The 21689-nt window shown below is 33.5% G+C and carries 21 protein-coding genes; 5 read left to right on the top strand and 16 right to left on the bottom strand.

The window, feature by feature from the left end; translation table 11 throughout:
- Position 1 precedes the first annotated feature (1 nt).
- The 16 genes from Q0951_RS04365 to Q0951_RS04440 form a co-directional block, all read right to left on the bottom strand.
- Positions 2-955, bottom strand: a complete 954-nt coding sequence (locus Q0951_RS04365) for a glycosyltransferase family 2 protein (RefSeq protein ID WP_299334724.1) — start codon at positions 953-955, stop codon at positions 2-4.
- Between the two features lie 7 nt (positions 956-962).
- Entirely contained in the window at positions 963-1688 is a 726-nt protein-coding gene (locus Q0951_RS04370) for a class I SAM-dependent methyltransferase (protein ID WP_299334726.1), read from the bottom strand.
- A 9-nt stretch (positions 1689-1697) separates the two neighbouring features.
- On the bottom strand, positions 1698-2939 hold the full coding sequence (locus Q0951_RS04375) for a glycosyltransferase (RefSeq protein WP_299334729.1): 1242 nt from the start codon (positions 2937-2939) through the stop codon (positions 1698-1700).
- Between the two features lie 2 nt (positions 2940-2941).
- Positions 2942-3940 (bottom strand): glycosyltransferase family 2 protein, encoded by a 999-nt coding sequence (locus Q0951_RS04380; protein WP_299334731.1) that lies wholly within the window; start codon positions 3938-3940, stop codon positions 2942-2944.
- Entirely contained in the window at positions 3933-4430 is a 498-nt protein-coding gene (locus Q0951_RS04385; RefSeq protein ID WP_299334733.1) for a GNAT family protein, read from the bottom strand. The genes Q0951_RS04380 and Q0951_RS04385 overlap by 8 nt, the downstream gene beginning before the upstream one ends.
- Positions 4420-5616 (bottom strand): acetyl-CoA carboxylase biotin carboxylase subunit family protein, encoded by a 1197-nt coding sequence (locus Q0951_RS04390; RefSeq protein ID WP_299334736.1) that lies wholly within the window; start codon positions 5614-5616, stop codon positions 4420-4422. Before Q0951_RS04390 ends, Q0951_RS04385 begins: the two co-directional genes overlap by 11 nt.
- Positions 5613-6680: a DegT/DnrJ/EryC1/StrS aminotransferase family protein gene (locus tag Q0951_RS04395; protein ID WP_299334739.1), complete on the bottom strand. Its 1068-nt coding sequence runs from the start codon at positions 6678-6680 to the stop codon at positions 5613-5615. The genes Q0951_RS04390 and Q0951_RS04395 overlap by 4 nt, the downstream gene beginning before the upstream one ends.
- Positions 6673-7476, bottom strand: coding sequence for a sulfotransferase domain-containing protein (locus Q0951_RS04400; RefSeq protein ID WP_299334741.1), 804 nt, complete (start codon positions 7474-7476; stop codon positions 6673-6675). The genes Q0951_RS04395 and Q0951_RS04400 overlap by 8 nt, the downstream gene beginning before the upstream one ends.
- On the bottom strand, positions 7473-8741 hold the full coding sequence (locus Q0951_RS04405; RefSeq protein WP_299334743.1) for an ABC transporter ATP-binding protein: 1269 nt from the start codon (positions 8739-8741) through the stop codon (positions 7473-7475). Before Q0951_RS04405 ends, Q0951_RS04400 begins: the two co-directional genes overlap by 4 nt.
- Positions 8738-9529 (bottom strand): glycosyltransferase, encoded by a 792-nt coding sequence (locus Q0951_RS04410; RefSeq protein ID WP_299334745.1) that lies wholly within the window; start codon positions 9527-9529, stop codon positions 8738-8740. The genes Q0951_RS04405 and Q0951_RS04410 overlap by 4 nt, the downstream gene beginning before the upstream one ends.
- A gap of 55 nt (positions 9530-9584) precedes the next feature.
- Positions 9585-10448 carry an ABC transporter permease gene (locus tag Q0951_RS04415; RefSeq protein ID WP_299334748.1) on the bottom strand — a complete coding sequence of 288 codons (864 nt, stop codon included), beginning with the start codon at positions 10446-10448 and terminating at the stop codon, positions 9585-9587.
- Positions 10449-10545: 97 nt separating this feature from the next.
- The gene (locus Q0951_RS04420; protein ID WP_299334751.1) at positions 10546-11526 is read right to left on the bottom strand and encodes an SDR family oxidoreductase; all 981 of its coding nucleotides are present in this window, start codon (positions 11524-11526) and stop codon (positions 10546-10548) included.
- On the bottom strand, positions 11526-12818 hold the full coding sequence (locus tag Q0951_RS04425) for a nucleotide sugar dehydrogenase (RefSeq protein WP_299334753.1): 1293 nt from the start codon (positions 12816-12818) through the stop codon (positions 11526-11528). Before Q0951_RS04425 ends, Q0951_RS04420 begins: the two co-directional genes overlap by 1 nt.
- Before the next feature lie 2 nt (positions 12819-12820).
- A complete protein-coding gene (locus Q0951_RS04430; protein WP_299334756.1) occupies positions 12821-13408 on the bottom strand; it encodes a sugar transferase in 588 nt (195 codons plus the stop codon).
- A gap of 1 nt (position 13409) precedes the next feature.
- The gene (locus Q0951_RS04435; protein WP_299334758.1) at positions 13410-15908 is read right to left on the bottom strand and encodes a tyrosine-protein kinase family protein; all 2499 of its coding nucleotides are present in this window, start codon (positions 15906-15908) and stop codon (positions 13410-13412) included.
- 3 nt (positions 15909-15911) lie between these two features.
- A complete protein-coding gene (locus Q0951_RS04440) occupies positions 15912-16703 on the bottom strand; it encodes a polysaccharide biosynthesis/export family protein (protein WP_299334761.1) in 792 nt (263 codons plus the stop codon).
- 103 nt (positions 16704-16806) lie between these two features.
- Between Q0951_RS04440 and Q0951_RS04445 the strand changes: the two genes are divergently transcribed.
- From Q0951_RS04445 to Q0951_RS04465, 5 genes are all read left to right on the top strand, one after another.
- Complete coding sequence (locus Q0951_RS04445; protein ID WP_299334764.1) at positions 16807-18675, top strand: ABC-F family ATP-binding cassette domain-containing protein; 1869 nt, start codon at positions 16807-16809, stop codon at positions 18673-18675.
- A 2-nt stretch (positions 18676-18677) separates the two neighbouring features.
- A complete protein-coding gene (locus tag Q0951_RS04450) occupies positions 18678-19448 on the top strand; it encodes an O-methyltransferase (protein WP_367179740.1) in 771 nt (256 codons plus the stop codon).
- Positions 19449-19523: 75 nt separating this feature from the next.
- Positions 19524-20207 carry an ABC transporter ATP-binding protein gene (locus tag Q0951_RS04455; protein WP_299334767.1) on the top strand — a complete coding sequence of 228 codons (684 nt, stop codon included), beginning with the start codon at positions 19524-19526 and terminating at the stop codon, positions 20205-20207.
- A gap of 154 nt (positions 20208-20361) precedes the next feature.
- On the top strand, positions 20362-21030 hold the full coding sequence (locus Q0951_RS04460) for a type II CAAX endopeptidase family protein (RefSeq protein WP_299334770.1): 669 nt from the start codon (positions 20362-20364) through the stop codon (positions 21028-21030).
- Between the two features lie 52 nt (positions 21031-21082).
- Complete coding sequence (locus Q0951_RS04465) at positions 21083-21658, top strand: cob(I)yrinic acid a,c-diamide adenosyltransferase (RefSeq protein WP_299334772.1); 576 nt, start codon at positions 21083-21085, stop codon at positions 21656-21658.
- Positions 21659-21689 lie beyond the last annotated feature (31 nt).

A 21689-nucleotide genomic window follows, 5' to 3' on the forward strand; every position in this document is an offset into this window, starting at 1 on the left:
TCTATTTATTATAAAGCGAAACTTTACTTAATAAACCATCTCCTTTGTTAAATATAGTATTTAATACCGAACCTAAGAAAAGATACATATGATCGTTAATACTTAATTTCTTAATTTTTATAAGACTTTCAAACCAAACTTTCCAGGCATTATAGCGTTTTTTGTCTCTAATGAAATATTTAAAAATAAAAAGATAGAAACGATTTAAGATGTCCTTACTCTCTGGTGATAGTTGTGCACCTAATTTAGCTTCAAGCTTTTTCCGTGCCTGATAATAGTGCCAATATTTGTTATTTTCACTACTGTTGGAAATATTTTCTGAATGTGATCTTATATAATCCAGAGGTTCATCAACAACATCGTAATTGGGATATTTATGTAAAATGCGCGCAAAAAACTCCCACTCTTGTCCTGCTTGCAACGTCTCATCAAAACGAAATTGATTATCAATTAAAAATTGCTTTTGAAAAATTGGCCCCTGAATAGGGATTATAATACGTTTAGAAATAAAATCATTAAATGGATCTTCGGAATCAATTCTATCAGACTTAAGTCCGATAAGATTAGTAATATTATCTTCAAAAACATACGATTTACATATCGTGTATAAGCTCTTATTCTGAATTAATTTTTGTAACTGCTTTTCAAGCTTAGAGGGATGAAATATATCATCACTATCAATCCAATTTACATATTGTCCTTGGCTTTTTATTAATCCGTAATTACGACATGCATTGGCGCCTTTGGGTAAATCCTTTGGTCTATTGTAAAACTTAATTCGCTCATCTTTAGCGCTATAATTTTCCACTACAGTTTTACTATCATCAGTACTTCCATCATCAACTACGAGACATTCCCAGTTGGTAAAAGTTTGGTTTATAATAGAATCCAGCGTTTCTCCAATAAGACGAGCTCTGTTATAATTAGGAATAATAATTGAAACTTGAGGATTCATAGTTAGGCTAACCGCGTTGATTATTTACAATTAAGTTTGATGGTTCGTCATTTTGCCCTTTATAAATAAAAATCAAATTATGATAAAAATGAATGGCAATAATGTTCTCGTCAAAATAAGTAGGCTCATAACCAGGTTTGACATACTCTTTATGATTTAATCCATCTGTAAGGGATTTAAAAAAGCTCATCATGGTCTCTGGATTATTCATATTATCGCTGTCACCTCCTTTATCTTTCCAATACGATGTCTGTGTGTCTTCTATAACATAAATTCCACCAGATTTAAGTTTTGGAAATAAATGCTTGAAGGTAGTGATAACATGCTCATTGATGTGACTCCCGTCATCGATGATGATATCCAAATCTCCAATTTCTGTAATAGTTTTATCCAGAAATTTAAGGTCAACCTGGCTTCCTTTAAAAATTTTAATTCTGTTTTCCTGCAAAGCAGATTTATCATAGATATCCAAAGCATGAATTTTCCCATGCCAAAAGTATGATTTCCACATACGAAGCGAGTGACCTCCATAATCGTGATGCTCATATCCTCCAACTCCAATTTCTAACAGCTTAATATTCTTAAATTTATAAGGTCTGAAATGCTTTTGATAGTGTTGAAGATAAAAATGCCCATCTGCTTTATCGGTACCAAACATCAATCCTAACTTATTTAGATTAAATGTGTACCACAGCTTTAAGAGTTTGTTAATGAACTTGAGGATAAACTGCATAGTAAGATTCTAACTAGTATATAGGTTTATTAATTGCGCTCCTAAAATACGACTATCGTAATGATTTACAACAAAATTTCTAGCAGCTTTACCCATCTCATCACGAATAGCTCTGTGCGTGTATAATTTATAGATCGCACTTACAAAACCATCTACATTCTTTTCAGGAACAATAATTCCGGTTTCACCATCAATCAGACCATCATTCATTCCTCCAACATCAGATATGATTACAGGTAAACCCATGGCTTGCGCTTCTTGAATAACCAATCCTTGATTTTCACATCTTCCATTATCATCAATGATACCAGGAAACAGAAATACCGACGAGCGTTCCATTAGTAGTTTGATATCTTCCTGATTCTTTCTCCCTAGCAATTTAATTATTTGAGAGATATTGTGCTTCTCAATATATGATTGACATACGTCATATTGCTCTCCTTCACCTATAACCACTAGCTCAGCATCTTTAATATTATGCTTTTCCACAAATTGATGCATTATTTTCAATGCCAGTAAAGGGGCTTTGAACTTCACTAACCTACCGATAAATAAAATTCTAAACGTACTTTCTTTGCAATCTAAGTTAGGCTTAAAAAATGTTGTATCAAGACCAACGGGTAAGGTTGTAATCCTGTCATTTTCAAAATTAAGTTTTAATAATTTGTTTCTTGTGAAATTAGTATTTACTGTAAAACTCAGTTCTTTTAATGCAACTAAATCCTTGTAAAAACTGATATCATATTTATGAACGTCATAACCGTGAAATGTCACTACAGTTTTCTTAGAATAATTTTTTATTTGATCTAATAAATGAACTGCATTATCACCAAAATGAATATGCATGACATCGTAGGACTTAAATTCGAAATACCATTTATAATAAGCTCTGTAAAATTGTCTTAAGCCTAATGCTTTTTTACCTAATCTAAACACATTCAAACTCCTGATTAACTCTCCTCTAAATGGCCTAGCGCCTTTACTAAAAAAAATAGTCAACGCTTTAAACAGTCTTGAAATTATTGGTTTTGGTATTAGACTCTCTTTGGAAAAAAGTATTGTTTTATCTAATATATCTAAAAGCTCATTATTTAAGAAACTTGCTAGCTTAACATTTACAGAACGTGTTGCCAGAACATCGACCTCATGTCCTTCTTTCAAAAGAAAATGTATTTGATTTATAATAAAAGCTTCCGAAGCTGCTGGAAATTCTCCAACAACCACACCAATTTTAAGCTTCTTTATAGACATAATTAACGGAGAATAGCTTTAACAATGCGTTTGATATGCTTCAAAAATAAGATAACATCTCCCACAATGAAAAGAAATTTAAAATTTAATAGGAAAGCTTTAAGTAATTGTCTGTCTACAATAAGTGCATTTACATAGTTTTGAAATGACAAATGATACTTTCGTTTCAAAAATTTGTTCTTAGCATTATCCTTGTAGATTTCTCTGTGTGTAAAATAGCCTAATTTAAACCCTTCAAACACACTAATTGATGAATGAATACCAGAACCATGTTGACGATAATGAGCTCCAACAAAGTTTAGACATGCGCCATTTCCTTTTTTAAGCAACTGAGCTATGATATAAATATCTCTGAAGTACTTAAACTTATTATGAATACTAATATCCAACCATTCCTTTTTATAAACAAGTGTAAGATTACCAATATGCCAGCCTTTTAATGAACGCTCAAAATCGAAATCTACAATATCACTATCATCAGAAAAATACTTTCCGTTAAAGTCTAATTGCAATTCACCTGTGCTATTATTTAATACATTAAAACGCGTCCAGCAAAAACTGTATGTAGGGTTTATTTCTAAAAAATCAATTTGTTTTTGAAGTTTTTTAGAGTCTACCCAAAAATCATCTCCTTCACAAACAGCTATATACTTGCCTTTAGCTTTAGTAAAATTGTACACATAATTAAAACGACCTGATGGTCTCCCGTCTATAGCAATATTATTTTCTCTTTCATGAAGAAATAGTCTTATTACAGAAGGGTACTTTTTAGCATAATCGATGCATAGTTCGCGAGTTCCATCGTTACTACAATCATCCCCTAATAAAATTTCAAATTCAAAATTAGTATCTTGATTAATAAGTGAATCCAGACACTGCTGTATGTAGTCAATATGGTTGTATGTTATTGTAATTATTGACACCAACGGCTTAACCGATGAAGACCTGTTAGTGAACTCCTGAACCTCTTTTTTTTGATATGGAATTAATGCCTTATGCATTATTGATGTATGCTTCTTTAGTTAATTCCATATATATCAACTCTTCATCGCGATGCGTTTCTTTAAAGCCCAGTTTATCGTGTACTCTAAAAATTACAGGATGGTTAATTCTAATTCTTATTTTAACTTTATCAAGATTAAGATTAATAAATGCCTGCTTTAAAATCAACGGAACTGCTTTACTTGCAATTCCTTTTCCCCAGGCATTAGTATCACCAATAAATATCCCATAATAGCTTTCACCATCTTTAATATTGGTTAATTGAATATTACCAACGTAAGTATCATTATACAGGATAGCAAATCGATGTGAATCTTCTTCAGAACGTACTTTTTTAATCCAATTTAATTCATCTTCAATTAAAATTTTCCGATCAGGTGCACTTACAGTCAGCTCCCATACTTTAGGATCATTTCTCCATTTCACTGAGGTATACGCATCTTTCTCTTCTAAATAGCGTAAAGAAACGTTTTCATTTTTAAGATTCATTGAATTGAAATTTTAAGTGTTCATGCATATTATCAATTATATCTAACATTTCATCCTTGTTGTTATACTTTAACAAAAACATGCCTAATCGGTTTGATGAATTTTCAAATCGGTTGATAGGGTCTCCATTGCCAACTCGATAATGCTCATAGATAAGATGATTTTTGAGCGTTTCAGAAGTTTCAATGCCTTGTAAAACTCCTGATTCTAGACTGTGAACTACATAATGTGAAAAATAGTGTTTTTCTGATGTCATTCTCAAGTCACTGCAATCTTCTCCTAGGCAAGATTTAATAGCATACAATTTCATATCAACTCCTGTGCAGTGCTCTATAAGTTCTGGAAGCATATTCCCTCCGTTTCTTGGACCAATTTCAATAATATGTATTTGATTATCACTATCTATTATAATGTCAAAATTCAAGCCTCCTTGTTTCATTCCTAACAGTGTCATCAGCCTTTGAATTTCACGATGCACCTTATCAGTAATGTCTTTGGTATGCAATGTTGGCACACTGACAGAACAAGGCAAGAGAGGATTTGTTGAAGAAAAATGAATATCGCCAAAACACCTAAAAACCAATTCTCCATTAACCAGAAATCCGTCACCTCCAATTTGAAAGCCTTGCTTTTCAATAAACTCTTCAACTATAACCTTACCACATCTTGAAAATCCTAATGCACTTTCGAACTCATTTTCGAAATTTTGATTTGGAACGATTGTGAATATTCCTTTACTACCTGAGGAATCTACAGGTTTAATGATTGCCTTTTTTTGTAATTGATCTATAAATGTTTTGGCACTTTGATAATCATTAAAATCTGATGCTTCTGGTGTATTAAAATTGTGCTTTTCTAAAAACTGTCTGAACAAATCCTTTCTAGATAAAATTTCCACAGCATTATACGGGTTTACTGGTAAACCTAAATGTTCGCCTACACAAGCTGCAGTTGTAGCTGCTGGATCAGATGCATAGGCAGAAATACCATCTAAATTCAATTTAGATGCAAGATTAAGGACAGCTTCCTTATCAGTGGTACTTACATTGTAGTATTCATCAGCAAATTGATGTCCGGGATTATTTGGCAAGTAGTCACATGTAATCACATAAACTCCTAACGCTTTAGCTTTTTTGATAAACGACACCTGCAAATCGGAACCACCTAATAACAAAATGCGTTTCATAATTCTTTGTTTATTATGTCAGCAATCTTTTCAACGTATTTAAACTCTAAACCTGGATAAAGAGGTAAGCATAGCACTCTTTGGGAAATATCCTCAGATATCTTACAAACAGAATGTGGTAAATACGATAATTTGTTTAAGCTTGGATAAAAATATCTTCTGGGAAAAATAGCTTCCTCACTTAGTTTTTTGACTATTATTTTAAGTTGTTTTTCACTCTTTAGAATTATCGGACAATAACTATAATTCCATTGGGTGCCCTCTCTGATTTTAAAAAGTATATCTTGAGGCAGCAACTGGCTATACATTTCAAAAACAGTTTTTCTGCCATTGATAATTTCATCTATATAAGGCAAAACAGCTAATCCCATTGCACCTTGTAACTCACTCATTTTTGCGTTAATTCCAATACTTAAAAAATCTTCTTTACCAAAGTGGCCAAAATTATGATGAAGAAATAGTTGATCAAATAAGTCTTTATCTCTGGCGAAAATAGCTCCACCCTCTCCAGTATGAAACACTTTAGTAGCATGAAAACTACAGGTGCTTACATCGCCATAGTTAAATATGGATTGTTGCTTATATTTTACTCCAAAGCAGTGAGCAGCATCATAAATAACTTTTAGATTATGCTTTTTAGCTATGACTTCTATAGCTCTTACATTACAAGGATTTCCATAGACATGAGTTGCCAAAATTGCTGTTGTATTTTTAGTTATAGCCTCTTCAATCTTTGTGTCGTCTATTGTAAGATATTCAGGATGAATATCGACAAAAATGGGATTACAGCCTTCCCAGACAATACTCGAAACTGTTGCCACATAACTAAATGGCGTGGTGATAATTTCGCCTTTCAAGCCTAAAGCCTTTATAGCTATTTGTATGGGCAAAGTTCCATTTGCAGTAGCTAACACATGCTCAGTATTTAAGTAAGTGCTTAATTTATTTTCCAATTGCCTTACCAAAACACCTCTATTGGTAATCCAGCCCGATTTCCAGATACTTTCTAACAGTGATTGATATTCACTTTGTGGCGGTAAAAATGTTTTGGTTACATTAATCATCTAAATCATTTAAAATCTTGAATAAAAATCGTTCTTTATTATTAACCAAATCATAAAGATCTGGTGTAAAATAATCATCTCGCGACTTACCTATTGGTGTAGAGTTGTTAATTTTTGGTGCATTGAGAATAGGTTCTATATCTTTCTCCTTAAAACCATTAGACTTTAAGAATTTAAAGATATCCTCGTTGAGATGTGATTGTTTTAAAAATTTAATTGGAGCCATATCCTCTTTATATTGATCTGAATTCATGTAGGCATCGTCAATATTTCTTAGAATTTTGAATGGTTCTTTAAAGAAAAACAGAATAAATTGAGATGTTGCAGGGCCAATTGGCAACTTTCTATTGACTTCAGGAAGTTGTTCACGAGGATTGTCTTCATATAATAAATGTAAGAATTCACTAAAAGTTATTTGTTCATAATTATCAAAACGTTCATCTAAATCTTTTTTTGGCAACCATGGAGACTTTACCCAATCTCTAAATTCATAAAGTGAGATATACCTATCGTAAATATCTCTACGAATACTTATGATCTGTTTTCCTCTATGTTCATTTGGTATTTGTTTATAGATTCCATGTTCATCCAGGAAACCTCTTTTAGCTGAGGTATCTCTTATATTAGGAAATTCCTTAATAATCAAATAAGGTTTTTTCTTTAATTTAGAACGAAACATAACCCTCTCCAGAAGCGAGTAATGTCTACTTTTATATGCTTGAACAATCATTTTTCGTGCAAACTCACTTCCTGTTTTTGGGTAATTGAGCATGACGAATGAATCTGTAATTATCATTGAATTCTATTACAATTGATTTCTGGACTTAAAAATCCTTTTACTTTTGAATACACTTTATTATGCCCAATACTCTTCTTAACGTGAAATAATATTATTTCTTCTATTTTTAGCTTGGGCGCATTCGCTCTATTTTCTATCACTCTCAGCAATATATTATAAATTCCCTCATTCAATTGCGGTTTTTTAATAGAAATATTTATGCATTGCTTTACACCTTTTACACTTTCTACCACTGCGTCTTTCATCATTCCTGTACCAACATTTGTAATTAATTGATCAGATTCATTGTATATGGCAGTGGCAACATCAACTCGTTTATCTGTATCTTTCAACAAGGTTAAACAAATTTCAATATTGATATCTTCATCTGAAAAAATATCATCTTTAGTCTTGTTGACACCAATGGAGTGAATTTCGACAAAATCGTTAAGCTTGTCGTTAAACTCTAAATAATTATTTGTGCTTTTCTTTCGATTCGTTATGTAAAAATTCACAGCGTCTTGAGTACTTCCCATAAATCCTATGCGACCATTATTGAGAACCATCCCAGCTGTACATAAACTTTCAACAGAACTCATGTTATGACTTACAAATAAAACGGTTCGTCCGTGCCCTTGGCTAATATCTTGCATTTTCCCTATAGCCTTCTTTTGAAACTCTATATCGCCTACTGCAAGCACTTCATCAACTATTAAAATATCGGGTTCCAAAAAAGCAGCTACAGCAAATGCTAATCGCACTCTCATACCTGAAGAATAACGTTTTACAGGTGTATCTATATATCTATCACAGCCACTAAAATCGATAATCTCTTCTTCTTTTGATCGTATTTCAGATTTAGTCATCCCAAGAATAGCGCCATTTAAATAGATATTCTCACGACCAGTTAATTCAGGATGAAAACCAGTACCAACTTCCAAAAGAGATGAAATTCGTCCTTTTGTTTTTATAACTCCAGTAGTAGGAGTTGTAATTCTCGAAAGTAATTTTAGCAAAGTAGATTTACCAGCACCATTCTTCCCAATAATACCTAAAACCTCACCTCTCTGAACTTCAAAATTAATATCCTGTAAAGCCCATACATAATCAGAACTGCCTTGCACACTTCTATCATTTACCTCACCAACCTTTAGGAATGGGTTTTCTTTACCTCTGATCTGATACCACCATTTCTTCATATCATCACTTAATGTGCCTGTACCAACCAGACCTAAGCGGTATTGCTTGGATATATTTTCTACTTTTAGAATAACATCGCTCATTTAGAGGAGAATTTAGATTTAACTTTGTTTTTAATATACTTCAAAATTTTAAAAAAATACATGTTTTCCAAAAAGATCTGTATGTAATATGTCCATTTAAAGTTGATTGGGAGCAAGAACTCATATCCAGTCAAGTAAACCTTATTAGAGGTGAGTTTAGCACTCAATTTATTTAATACATTGCGCTCATGAATTATTTGTAGCCAATAAAACTCTTTGTCCAACGATTTAATTGGCACTTCAGGATACCAGGATGTGTGTTCCCTATCATAAACCGTCAAAGGTGATTCTGAGCCTGATACTTTTTCAATTAAACTAATGAAAGGTCCTGAAAAAACACCTTCTCTCAATCCTAATCTATAACCTTTGGTTACTTGTAATGTCAATCCACGAGTCAAATCAATTATAAGTTGTTTTTTAGGTTGAAAATTCTTCTGAATAGCTGCAACGGTATCTTTATGAAGACAATCATCATTGTCAAGCCTGGTGGTAATAATATGTGTCGTGGATTCATCGATCATTTCCACAATGTGCGAAGGCAACGATGTTTCAAAATCATTAAAACCATTTACATACTTCGGAATAAAACACGGTAGATCTGATATAATTTGCTGGTTAATTTTTCTGAATCTTTTTGGCGTATCTATATCAAAGTAGACCAACCATTTAAAGTCTTTTTCAGATTGATGTGTTATCGATGGCACACAATACTTTTGAAATAAATCATAACGATCTTTCAACCAAACCTCATCATTTACCTGATTACCTGTTTTATCAGATTGCCACATGTTTTGCCTAATGTTAAACCGTGTGATGATGAAGTGATTAAATTGCTCCATAGTATTAAATAGTATCGACAAAACTTCGCTCTGTACGATTAAAAATCACAATACCCAGAAACGCAATAGCGATAGTACATCCAGCAGTGTACAAAAGACCGTTTGTTGAGAAATCACCTTCGCCTAAAATCATATATCGCGCACCTTCAATAATATATGCTAAAGGGTTGTAATCGACAATCCATGCAAAATCTGGTAATTTTTTTGAAATCAAACTCATAGGATACATTACAGCAGACGTATACATCAAGAGTTGCACTCCAAAACTCACCAAGTATTTTAAATCTCTATACTTTGTTACAAGAGAAGATATAATCATCCCAAGACCTAATCCCATTAACCCCATTAGTATGACTAAAACAGGAAAGAATAATAGGAGCTTATCAGGATGCAGATCATAACCTGCATATAAGTAATACATATAAAATACCAGTAATATAAACAGCTGTATGCCAAGCTTTAACAAGTTTGAAATTACAACAGAAATAGGAATTATAATTCTTGGAAAATACACTTTACTAAAAATTCCAGCATTACTTTTAAACGTATCAGATGTCGAGTTTAAACAGTCTCTAAAGTAATTCCATATTGATATTCCGGCAAGATTGAAAAGAAATGGAGGTATTGATCCTGTATCAATATTAGCTACTTTATTAAAAATCAATGTAAAAGTAATTGCAGTAAATAGTGGCTGTATCAAATACCATAAGGGTCCTAGAACAGTTTGCTTGTATACAGTAACTACATCTCTTCTAACGAGAAGGACTAATAAATCTCTGTATCTCCATATTTCTTTGAAGTTAATATTGATTAACTTTCGTTTGGCCGATATGGTATAAAGCCATTCTTCTTTGTGGTCGAATTTCAAAAAAATTAGATTTTTTTAGGTCTTTATTCGGGGAATAAATATAGTGAAATCAGACTATATTATGAGATGAAAAACATATAATATTTTAAACAGTATATTAAGATGTGAAATAATCCCATGTAATTTTCAATCCCTCTTTAACTGTATATTGAGGCTCATACTGAAGTAATGTGTTAGCTTTATCAATATTGGCTAAAGAATCTCTAACATCACCTTGTCTTGGTGGCCCATAGATAGCTTCTAAATCAGAACCTGCAGCGACTTTTAAAGCATCCCACAAATAATTAATACTAATACGCTCGCCACATGCTACATTAAACACTTGATTTTTAGCTTCTTTAGGTGCAAAAAACCCTCGGATATTTGCCTGCACTGCATTATCTACAAATGTAAAATCTCTCGTTTGTTCTCCATCACCATTTATTTTTGGCGATTGATTATCCTTCAGAGCTTGCATAAATAAAGGAATCACTGCCGCATAAGCGCCATCTGGACTCTGTTTGGGACCAAATACATTGAAATACCGCAATCCGATTACATCAGTGTCGTACGTTCTTCCGAAGACATCTGCATACAATTCATTGACATATTTAGTAACCGCATAAGGCGACAACGGGTTTCCTATCTGATCCTCTATTTTAGGTAAAGTTTTACTATCGCCATAGGTTGAACTAGATGCCGCATAAACCATTCTTTTTACTGACGAAGCATCTTTAATCGCAATCATCATATTTAAAAAACCAGAAATATTAACGGCATTGGTTGTTGCTGGATCATTAATAGATCGTGGTACAGAACCTAAAGCAGCTTGGTGTGTGACATAATCTATATCTTTTACAGCATCTTTACAGGTTTGCAAGTCTCTAATATCGCCTTCAATAAGTTCAAAAGCCGGATTAGAATGAAACTCTGTTAAGTTTTTACGATGACCGTTAGAAAAGTCGTCTAAAACCCTAACTTTCTTCGCATTGTATTTTAAAAGGTATTCAACTAAGTTAGACCCAATAAAACCGCCTCCTCCTGTAACAAGAAAAGACAATTGGCTTAAGTCTTCAGAATGGTATTTATTGTTATACATTATAATCTTGCGTCTACAGTGTGTTTTGGTAATAATGATTTTACATCGAATATAACTGATATATCAGATTTCAATTTATTTAAATCTAATTCTAAAAACTCATTATGAGATACTGCTAAAACAATAGCGTCGTAATCTGTTCTTAATTTGGATTGATCACACAATAAATCAAAACCATACTCCTCGGAAACTTCATCTTTTGAAGCCCATGGATCATAAACATCAACATTAACATTAAAGGTTTCAAATTCTCGAATGATATCAATCACTCTTGAATTTCGAATATCTGGACAATTCTCTTTAAATGTAATTCCTAAAACAAGCACATTAGAATTTTTGATCCTTGCTCCCTTTTTAATCATCATTTTGACAGTCTCTTGTGCTACATAACCTCCCATACTATCATTCATCTTTCGTCCTGCAAGAATGATTTCTGGATTATAACCAGATTCAATAGCTTTTTGAGCCAGATAATACGGATCTACACCAATACAGTGTCCGCCAACAAGACCTGGAGTGAAATTTATAAAGTTCCATTTGGTTCCAGCAGCTTCCAGAACAGCTTTTGTATCGATATCTAATAATCTAAAAATCTTGGACAATTCATTAACAAAAGCAATATTTATGTCTCTCTGGGAATTCTCAATAACCTTAGCAGCTTCAGCTACTTTAATAGAAGGCGCAGAATGGGTGCCAGCTGTAATTATCGATTTATAAAGATCATCAACAACTTTGGCTATTTCAGGTGTAGAACCTGATGTAACCTTGAGTATTTTAGTTACTGTATGCTTTTTATCTCCTGGATTAATTCGTTCTGGAGAATATCCTGCATAAAAGTCCACATTGAATTTCAATCCAGATTGCTCCTCTAATATAGGAACACAGATATCTTCTGTTACTCCTGGATATACGGTAGACTCATAAATTACAATATCATCTTTCTTTAAGACACTACTCACTGTTTCACTTGCTTTGATTAACGGAGTGAAAATAGGTTTATTTAATGCATCTGTAGGAGTTGGAACAGTAACAATGTAGATATTAGAATCTGCTATATCCTTGATATCATTTGATATATATAAACCCGAGGTACTGTTAGAGTCTTTACTTAAAACAGACATGAGATGATTATTCTCAACCTCTAGCGTTTTATCTACACCATCTCTTAGTTCTTTGATACGTTTTTCATTGATATCAAAACCTACTACCATATATTTTTTTGCAAATTCAACTGCTAATGGCAATCCAACATATCCAAGACCTAATATTGTGATTTTTTTATTACTATTCATTATCAATTAATTATCGATTTTATAAGAAAGTTCAAATCTAAATAAAAACTCCAATTTCGGGCATATTTTTTATTGATTTCAACCTTATCTACCCAAATAATCGTTCTATTGTAATTTTCTGGGTCTGATTGCTTAGACAATATGTCTTCTTCGTTTCTATATTTTAGTGTTGCCGGACCAGTAATACCTGGTTTTAATTTTAATATGATACGGTCTTCACCAACAAGTTCATCAGCAAAACCTTTCACATCTGGTCTTGGCCCAACAAAACTCATGTCTCCAATAAGCACATTTACTATTTGAGGAAGCTCATCTAATTTATACTGTCTCAACCATTTACCAAAGCGTGTCGCACTTAAATCCAATTGCCCTAAAATATGTTCCTCAGCCTTAAGTGTTCTAATTTTAAAAATCTTAAATGGTTTAGCATGCTGCCCTATTCGCGATTGTGAAAACAATCCAAATTGATTAGTGTCTATTGTTGAAATGATAATTAAAAAAACTATTGGCACAATTAATATTGGAAAAAGCAATAAGGATAATATCAAATCAAAAATGCGCTTCTGTATTAATTGGTGCCTTGTAATCACTTTATAATCGCTTTAAAAACCTTTTAAAACGAGACATCATCTTTCCAAACTTAGTTTCATCTTTTTCATGATATGCATTTCCATACACACCATAACCGTAGCCATAACCGTAACCATAACCGTAACCATAACCATAGTTGTGATTTGTTTTATGCTTGTAGAAGTTTAATACAAAACTAATATTCTTTACTTCTCCTGTTTTATACTTGGCATTAATTAATGACAACATTCCTTTTTTAGTATAATCTAACCTCACCATGAAAATTGACGCATCCGCATATTGGGTTAATTCAAGAGCATCAGTTACTAATCCTAATGGTGGTGTATCTAAAATGATCATATCATACTCCAGCCTCAACTTAGTAATTAAATCCTTAAGATAATCACCCATCAATAATTCTGAAGGATTTGGAGGAATTGGACCTGAAGGAACAATATCCAAATTTTCTATGTGAGAAATATGCTTCACCTTATCGAATTCACTTTCTCCAATAAGATAATTCACGATACCTTTATCATTCTTAATATCAAAATCATCAAAGATTTTTGGTTTACGTAAATCAAGACCCAATAAAATTGTCTTTTTTCCTGATAACGCATAAACCGTGGCAATGTTTATTGAGCAAAACGTTTTTCCTTCACCACTTACAGATGAAGTAATCATTAGCGTTTTACCTTTATCTTGATCTTCTTGTCGCTTGTATATAAATTGTAAACTTGAACGAATTGCACGAAAAGATTCAGCTACAGCAGATTTTGGCTTTTCATAAACAATTAGGTTATTCTTATATTTATACTTTCCTATCAATCCCAGAATTGGAATATTTGATAGTTGCTCAACCTCATCAGATCCATGGATGGTATTGTCTAGAAGAAAAATGATGAAAATCAATAACATTGGTGTAAAAAAACCAACCATCAAGGCCATCATATAATTTAAGGTCTTGTTTGGACCAATAGGCGGATTACCAATATCTTTAGCTTCATCAATAATGGCAATATCTGAAACATTAGCCGCTCTAACTATTTCTGCTTCACTCTTTTTTGCCAGATACACGTCATAGGCCTCCTGGCTTATATCCATCTTTCTTTGAATCTTTAGAAACTGCTGCTGATCTGTTGGCAAGTCACTAAGTTTAGATTCTAAATTGGCAATGCTTGAATTTATAGTTCTAAGCTGCTCATTAATTGTAGTTTTTGTAGCACTAACGGTTTCTAATAAAACATTTTTAGCAGAAGTAATTTGCCTATCCAGATCTTTAAATATAGATGAGCCCTCCTTTGTTGTATACTCCAGGTTTTGACGCTCTAACGCTAATGAAGTGATCTTTGAAACACCATTTAATATGTTCATCTCATTAATACCAACCGACGTAGGAGCTGCAATTTCTGTGTAATTGTTTTTTGTAGATAGATAATTTTCTAGTGAATTGAGGTAATTCAATTTAGCTCTTTCTTGTTCTTTTACTAAATCCAAATCCTTTAGACGACTCGAGACTTGGGCCATTTCTTCACTTACGTTAAACACTTTATTGTTTTGTCTGAAGTCATTCATTTCTCCAGTAATCTCCTTTAAATTCAGATTTACTGCATTTAAACTACTATCTATAAAACGTATGGTATTTGTTGCATATTGATTTTTTCTCTCAAGTTCAAACTCACTTAAGATGGCTGCTGTTGCATTTAAATAATCAACAATTTTTTGTTTGTTATTACCTGATAATAAAAGCCTTAAAACAGATGAAGAATTTGAATAAGGACTTATTTTTACTCCAATTTGATATTTGTGTACAACGTCATCAAACTTACTAAACCTTAAAAAATACTCACCCTTTTTAACTTTAGAACTTGAAGGTTTTAAATGAACCACCCCTTTAAAAAATGGTAAATCCACTTTTTCACCAAACTTATAAACCTGAGTGAATGGTCCAGAAGGAATTTCTATTCTGTAAATCTGCTTTGAATCGTCATACACCTGTGCCTGAGCAGATCTGCCTTCATACTCTGTAAATATTTCAAACTTATTTTCGTCTAAAATTCTGACTCCAATGGGTTTATTTAAGATTTGAGGTTTTGATAAATCCAGTGCTACTCTAAATGGCGCATTCTTATAAATATCTACCATTCTGTACTTCCCTTGTACCATATAGGTCATGTAATATTGCAAGGAATCAATAACCTTTTCATTATGCGATCTGGTTCGTACAGTGGTCATTATTTTCCCGACCTTTCCAGAAACACCTCCCCAATTAAAGGAAATACTCGTGTTTGCTGTAAAAAATGGATTTTGATCACTTTCTACTGAAATAAGGGAGCCTAATCGATAAACATTTTGTTTTCTTACGTTGATGAAGTAAGCTAAGATCAATGCACAACCTACACTTATCAATACAAATTTCCAAAGGTTTAATACCTTAAATAGAAAGCCTCTAAAATCGAAAGCCAATCCTTTAGATGACACATCCATATCATTGTAATCTGTATAATCACCTTGACTCATAAATTATCGATTTATTAATAAAATAATGGTAGTTACTACTGAAAGCACAGAAAATATTGCTGTAAGACTTTCTCGTCCTGTGGTACCCGTACCCCATGTTTTCTGCTTTATAGGCTTCACATAAATCATGTCGTTGGGCTGGATATAATAGTATGGCGAATTCATCACATTTCTATCTGTTAAATCAAGATGATGAATTTTTTGACCTGTAGGATATTGCCTGATAATCTGAACATCTGTCTTATCACCTGTTGTTGGAATCTCTCCAGCGTTGGCAATAGCTTCATAAATATTCATTCGTTGTTGATATACTACCTGTGTTCCTGGAGATCCAATTTCACCTGTCGCTGTATAACGCAAACCTGATAACTTTACAGTTACAAATATATTAGCAGTTTCTTTAAATTCTTGCTCTAACAACTTCTTCTCTAACATGTTTTCAATCTCTTCAGTGGTATATCCCAACACGCTAATCTTGCCTAAAGCTGGAACTCTGATTTGACCATGCACATCTACAGTAAAACCATCAAAATAGGCTCGTTCTTCGCCACTTGCACTAAGAACATCTTCGCCAATTGGGTTAAAAATTGATACTGACTTCTGGTCTAAGGCTTTTACTCTAATATTTAGAATATCATTAATTTGAACTCGATAAGGCTTCGGACTCTCTTTTACCATTTGTATGGAGTCTGTGGCTGCACTTTTATTTTGGAGATAGACAATTTTCTTGTGTGGAACACATGATGAGATCAAAACGCCCACCAGGATAATAAAAATAAATAAAACTTTATTCATTATGTAGTCTCTTGTTACTTCACAAATATAGCCTATCACTATTAATATCAAAACTATTCATCGTTTTTTTGAGTATTATCGTTTTCTTTGTAAAAAAATTATCTTGAATTATTTAACTGTAGAAAACATATCAAAATCTTATGGCGAATTAGAGCTCTTTTCTAACCTCTCATTTAGCATCCATAAAGATGACAAAATAGCCTTTGTTGCAAAAAATGGTAGTGGCAAAACCTCTATCCTTAATATTTTGTCTGGAGCCGACTCACCAGACTCCGGACAAATTGTGATGCGTAATGGGTTGCGAATTTCGTTTTTATCACAATCTCCTCAATTCGACAAAAACCTAACCATCAATGATACTATTTTTAATTCAGATTCCCCTCAGTTAAAAATTATTGAAAACTACGAAAAAGCATTGCAGCATCCAGAAAACACAGAAGCTTACCAAAAAGCTTTTGAGCAAATGGATATTCATAACGCATGGGAATTTGAACTACAATTCAAACAAATCCTGTCACAACTCAAATTAGAGGATCTCAACCAAAAGATCAGTACGATGTCTGGCGGACAAATAAAACGATTAGCGCTGGCTCAAGCTCTGATTAGTAATCCTGACCTTTTAGTCCTTGACGAACCAACTAACCATTTAGACCTTGAAATGATTGAATGGCTGGAGCAGTATTTTGCAAAAGCACAGTTTACATTGTTTATGGTGACACACGACCGTTACTTTCTTGAACGTGTATGTAATGAGATTATAGAACTTGATCATGGTAAATTATACACCTACAAGGGAAATTACTCATACTACCTTGAAAACAAAGAGTCTCGCATTGCTCAGGAACAAGTAGAAACAGGTAAAGCAAAACAACTTTACAAAAAAGAATTGGAATGGATGCGTCGTCAACCTAAAGCACGAACCACCAAATCCAAATCACGAATTGATGATTTTTCAGATATAAAAAAGCGTGCGCACCAACGTAGAAAAGACCACAAAGTTCAATTGGAAATCAACATGGAACGCCTAGGCAGTAAGATTGTTGAATTCCACAATGTCTCAAAAGCATTTGAGGACAAGGTCATCCTCAAAGGTTTTGAATATGTCTTTAAACGTGGTGAACGCATTGGTATTATTGGTAAGAACGGAACAGGAAAATCAACATTCCTCAATATGCTAACCCATAGTATTCAACCTGATACAGGCAAAATCATTATTGGTGATACCGTAAAATTTGGATACTACACGCAAGGTGGTATTAAGGTTAAGCCTGAGCAAAAAGTGATTGATGTTATCAAGGAATTTGGCGAGTATATTCCACTAACTAAAGGACGACAAATTAGCGCAAAACAATTGTTAGAGCGGTTTCTTTTCGACGGAAAAAAGCAACACGATTATGTTGAAAAACTCAGTGGTGGCGAACAAAAACGATTGTATTTGTGCACTGTTTTAATTCAGAATCCTAATTTCTTAATCCTGGATGAACCAACTAACGATCTTGATATTGTTACATTAAATATTTTGGAAGAATTCCTACTCGACTTTCCAGGCTGCTTGCTTGTGGTATCTCACGACAGGTATTTTATGGATAAAATTGTTGATCACCTATTTGTATTTAAAGGTAATGGTGAAGTACAAGATTTTCCGGGCAACTATTCTGATTATCGCGAATATGATGCATCGCAACCTCCGGAAACCAAAGCTGAAAAATCCAATATAGAAGTTTCAGAACAAAAAGAAGATCAAAACAAAGCCAATAAATTAAGCTACAACGAACAAAAGGAATATAAGAATCTGGAAAGCAAGATTCGTTCTTTAGAACTGGATAAAAAAGCCTTGGAAGAAAAGTTCAACGATACGTCTTTGTCACAAGACCAAATAAACGATCTGTCACAACAACTTCAGGTCATTATTGAGGATATCGAGGAAAAAGAAATGCGATGGTTTGAATTATCTGAAAAGTTTGAATCCTAATCATGTTTCAAATTATTGAATACATAACGTTCTTATTTAAATCTACCAATCAACATGGAGTGCATTCCCCTTTTGTATATGATCTGGTGACCAAATGCTTTTATGACAACACAAGATATGATGCTTATGCTCAACTTTCAGAGTACAGGTCATTTTTGTTAAGCAATGACCAAGTTATTGACATCACCGATTTTGGTTCAGGCTCCAGAGTCTTCAAATCCAATTCAAGAGCTGTAAAAGCTATTGCTAAAACCTCTGGAACTACAGCAAAAAGAGCTGAATTACTTTATCGAATTGCACATTATTTTCAACCTGAGCAAACGCTAGAACTTGGTACCTCATTAGGAATAGCCACACAAGCTATGGCACTAGGCAATGAAACAAATCATATTCTTTCTATTGAAGGTTGCCCAAATTGTGCTGAAATCGCTCAGCAACAACTTTCCAATTTCAATGTCAATAATGTAACTATCAAAACTGGCTCGTTTGAAACCATTCTTCCGAAGTTAAAAGACAATAGCTATGACCTTATCTTCTTTGATGGGAATCACAACAAAACAGCAACACTCCGCTACTTTAATGAATTATTGAATACTGCTCACAACGACTCTGTTTTTATTTTTGATGATATCCATTGGTCGAAAGATATGGTCGAAGCATGGGACACCATCAAAGCCCATCCTAAGGTCACTGTCACTATTGACACTTTTTTTTGGGGATTTGTATGCTTCAGAAAAGAGCAAGCCAAAGAAAATTTCGTTATCAGATTGTAACAAGAGTTAATGTATTGCGTCATATGAAGTGAAATCTGTATCTTGCAGAACATCACTTTAAAAGTATATTCCAGTATGGGAAACGTTATTGAAATTAGAGATATCATTCGTGATTTTCAACTTGGTCAAGAAACCGTTCATGTATTAAAAGGTATTGATTTAGATATCGAAACTGGTGATTATGTTGCCATCATGGGACCATCTGGCTCGGGGAAATCAACGCTAATGAACCTTCTGGGATGCTTAGATACGCCAACTTCAGGAACGTATATTCTTAATGGAAAAGATGTAAGTCAGATGAGTGATGATGAGCTTGCTGAAATTAGAAATACTGAAATTGGTTTCGTATTTCAAACGTTCAACCTATTACCAAGAACTACAGCTTTAGACAATGTAGCTTTACCAATGGTTTATGCTGGTGCATCAAAATCCCAACGTAATAAAAGAGCTGAAGAAGTTTTAGTAGATGTTGGTCTTGCCGATCGTATGGATCACAAACCCAACCAACTCTCTGGTGGACAACGTCAGCGTGTGGCTGTTGGTCGCGCTCTGGTTAACAAACCGTCTATCATTTTAGCCGATGAGCCTACAGGAAACCTGGATTCAAAAACAGGTCATGAGATCATGGCACTTTTTGATGATATTCATAAAGCAGGAAATACTGTAATCATGGTAACGCATGAGGAAGATATTGCTGCTCATGCCAGTCGTATCATCAGACTTCGAGATGGTATTGTTGAAAGTGATACAAGAAACTAATAACAAAACACGATGCTCTGGATTTTATTAATTGTCGGTTTTTTTATGATGATCAAGATGATTAGTAAAAACAATCAACGTCTTCGCGAACGTCGCAATAAAGATTCGATGTTTAATAAACGTCGTTTTAAGCGATAAGTATGTTTCACCCTTAATGAGGATATTAAAATATGTTCTGGCAACCTTGCTATTTCTTGTCTTTCTAGAAGCAAAAAGCTATGTCATTCTTGAAATCTTTTTTAGTGTCCTTGATGAATCATTTTACAAATTCTATTTATTAACAGCTTCTGTAATAGAAACACTATGTATTTTACTGTTATTATATCTAGTGAATAAAAAATCACTATTCACCTCCTTCAAAATCTCTTATCGCTATTTACTTATTGGTTTAGCCTTAGGAGCTTCATATGTTTTTGTCCAGCAGCCTTTAAATAAAGTTTACAATGTAATTTTCAACGATGATAAAGCCATCGTTTTCGATTTTATTTCAGCAGACATCAGTATTTGGAAAGCTCTGGCAATAGTAGTTTTCATTCCGCTGGCAGAAGAACTATTTTTTCGTGGTTATATTCAAAACGGTTTAAACAAACACATTAAACCCTTGTTTGCCGTTATATTGTCTTCATTCTTGTTTGCCATCATCCACTTTCCCTTTATAGGTTTATTTTATCCAGATTCTGAATTTTTCATCCTAGATTTTCATTTAACTTATATTGCTTGTTTTGGCGGACTCATATCTGCACTGCTCTATCATAAATCAAAATCGTTTATCCCTTCTATAGTATTTCATATGAGTTGGAATCTAGGAGTGATTTTAGTATAATTTTAAAACTTTATACAAAATAGTTTTCAATTAAAACGTTTAACTTGCGTCTATGAAAATTTACACAAAAACAGGAGACAAAGGAACAACTGCACTCTTTGGTGGCACCAGAGTTCCAAAACATCATATTAGAATTGACAGCTACGGAACTGTAGATGAATTGAATTCACATCTCGGTCTCATACGCGATCAGGAGATCAACCAGCATTACAAAGCGGTATTAATGGATATTCAGGATAAACTCTTTACCGTTGGTGCTATTTTAGCAACCGATCCTGAAAAAGCTATGCTTAAAAGTGGAAAAGAGCGACTCAATATTCCGAAGATCTCTGAAGCCGACATTACAAGATTAGAGCAGGAAATGGATACTATGAACGAAGCATTGCCGCCTATGACTCACTTTGTATTGCCTGGAGGACATCAAACCGTGTCATTCTGTCACATTGCACGCTGTGTATGCCGTAGAGCAGAACGTTTAGCTAGTGCGCTTAATGATTTGGAACCATTTCAACCCGAAAGCTTAAAGTACTTAAACCGACTTTCTGACTACCTGTTTGTGTTGGCACGAAAGTTGTCATATGATTTGCAAGCCGAAGAAGTAAAATGGATTCCGAAGAAAGAATCCTAGAAGTACCACTTTGCAGAATAGAGTATCAGTT

Origin of the sequence: uncultured Psychroserpens sp. (genome assembly GCF_947501425.1) — a bacterium.
In the GTDB taxonomy this organism is placed as follows: Bacteria; Bacteroidota; Bacteroidia; order Flavobacteriales; family Flavobacteriaceae; genus Psychroserpens.

What these genes read in the sequence shown, in the direction of transcription:
- Q0951_RS04420 (WP_299334751.1), bottom strand. Translation starts at nt 11,526, where the DNA reads ATGTATAACAATAAATACCATTCTGAAGACTTAAGCCAATTGTCTTTT.
- Q0951_RS04450 (WP_367179740.1), top strand. Translation starts at nt 18,678, where the DNA reads ATGTTTCAAATTATTGAATACATAACGTTCTTATTTAAATCTACCAAT.
- Q0951_RS04405 (WP_299334743.1), bottom strand. Translation starts at nt 8,741, where the DNA reads ATGAGCGATGTTATTCTAAAAGTAGAAAATATATCCAAGCAATACCGC.
- Q0951_RS04380 (WP_299334731.1), bottom strand. Translation starts at nt 3,940, where the DNA reads ATGCATAAGGCATTAATTCCATATCAAAAAAAAGAGGTTCAGGAGTTC.
- Q0951_RS04365 (WP_299334724.1), bottom strand. Translation starts at nt 955, where the DNA reads ATGAATCCTCAAGTTTCAATTATTATTCCTAATTATAACAGAGCTCGT.
- Q0951_RS04440 (WP_299334761.1), bottom strand. Translation starts at nt 16,703, where the DNA reads ATGAATAAAGTTTTATTTATTTTTATTATCCTGGTGGGCGTTTTGATC.
- Q0951_RS04370 (WP_299334726.1), bottom strand. Translation starts at nt 1,688, where the DNA reads ATGCAGTTTATCCTCAAGTTCATTAACAAACTCTTAAAGCTGTGGTAC.
- Q0951_RS04425 (WP_299334753.1), bottom strand. Translation starts at nt 12,818, where the DNA reads ATGAATAGTAATAAAAAAATCACAATATTAGGTCTTGGATATGTTGGA.
- Q0951_RS04385 (WP_299334733.1), bottom strand. Translation starts at nt 4,430, where the DNA reads ATGAATCTTAAAAATGAAAACGTTTCTTTACGCTATTTAGAAGAGAAA.
- Q0951_RS04460 (WP_299334770.1), top strand. Translation starts at nt 20,362, where the DNA reads ATGAGGATATTAAAATATGTTCTGGCAACCTTGCTATTTCTTGTCTTT.
- Q0951_RS04395 (WP_299334739.1), bottom strand. Translation starts at nt 6,680, where the DNA reads ATGATTAATGTAACCAAAACATTTTTACCGCCACAAAGTGAATATCAA.
- Q0951_RS04375 (WP_299334729.1), bottom strand. Translation starts at nt 2,939, where the DNA reads ATGTCTATAAAGAAGCTTAAAATTGGTGTGGTTGTTGGAGAATTTCCA.
- Q0951_RS04400 (WP_299334741.1), bottom strand. Translation starts at nt 7,476, where the DNA reads ATGATAATTACAGATTCATTCGTCATGCTCAATTACCCAAAAACAGGA.
- Q0951_RS04410 (WP_299334745.1), bottom strand. Translation starts at nt 9,529, where the DNA reads ATGTGGCAATCTGATAAAACAGGTAATCAGGTAAATGATGAGGTTTGG.
- Q0951_RS04435 (WP_299334758.1), bottom strand. Translation starts at nt 15,908, where the DNA reads ATGAGTCAAGGTGATTATACAGATTACAATGATATGGATGTGTCATCT.
- Q0951_RS04455 (WP_299334767.1), top strand. Translation starts at nt 19,524, where the DNA reads ATGGGAAACGTTATTGAAATTAGAGATATCATTCGTGATTTTCAACTT.
- Q0951_RS04390 (WP_299334736.1), bottom strand. Translation starts at nt 5,616, where the DNA reads ATGAAACGCATTTTGTTATTAGGTGGTTCCGATTTGCAGGTGTCGTTT.
- Q0951_RS04465 (WP_299334772.1), top strand. Translation starts at nt 21,083, where the DNA reads ATGAAAATTTACACAAAAACAGGAGACAAAGGAACAACTGCACTCTTT.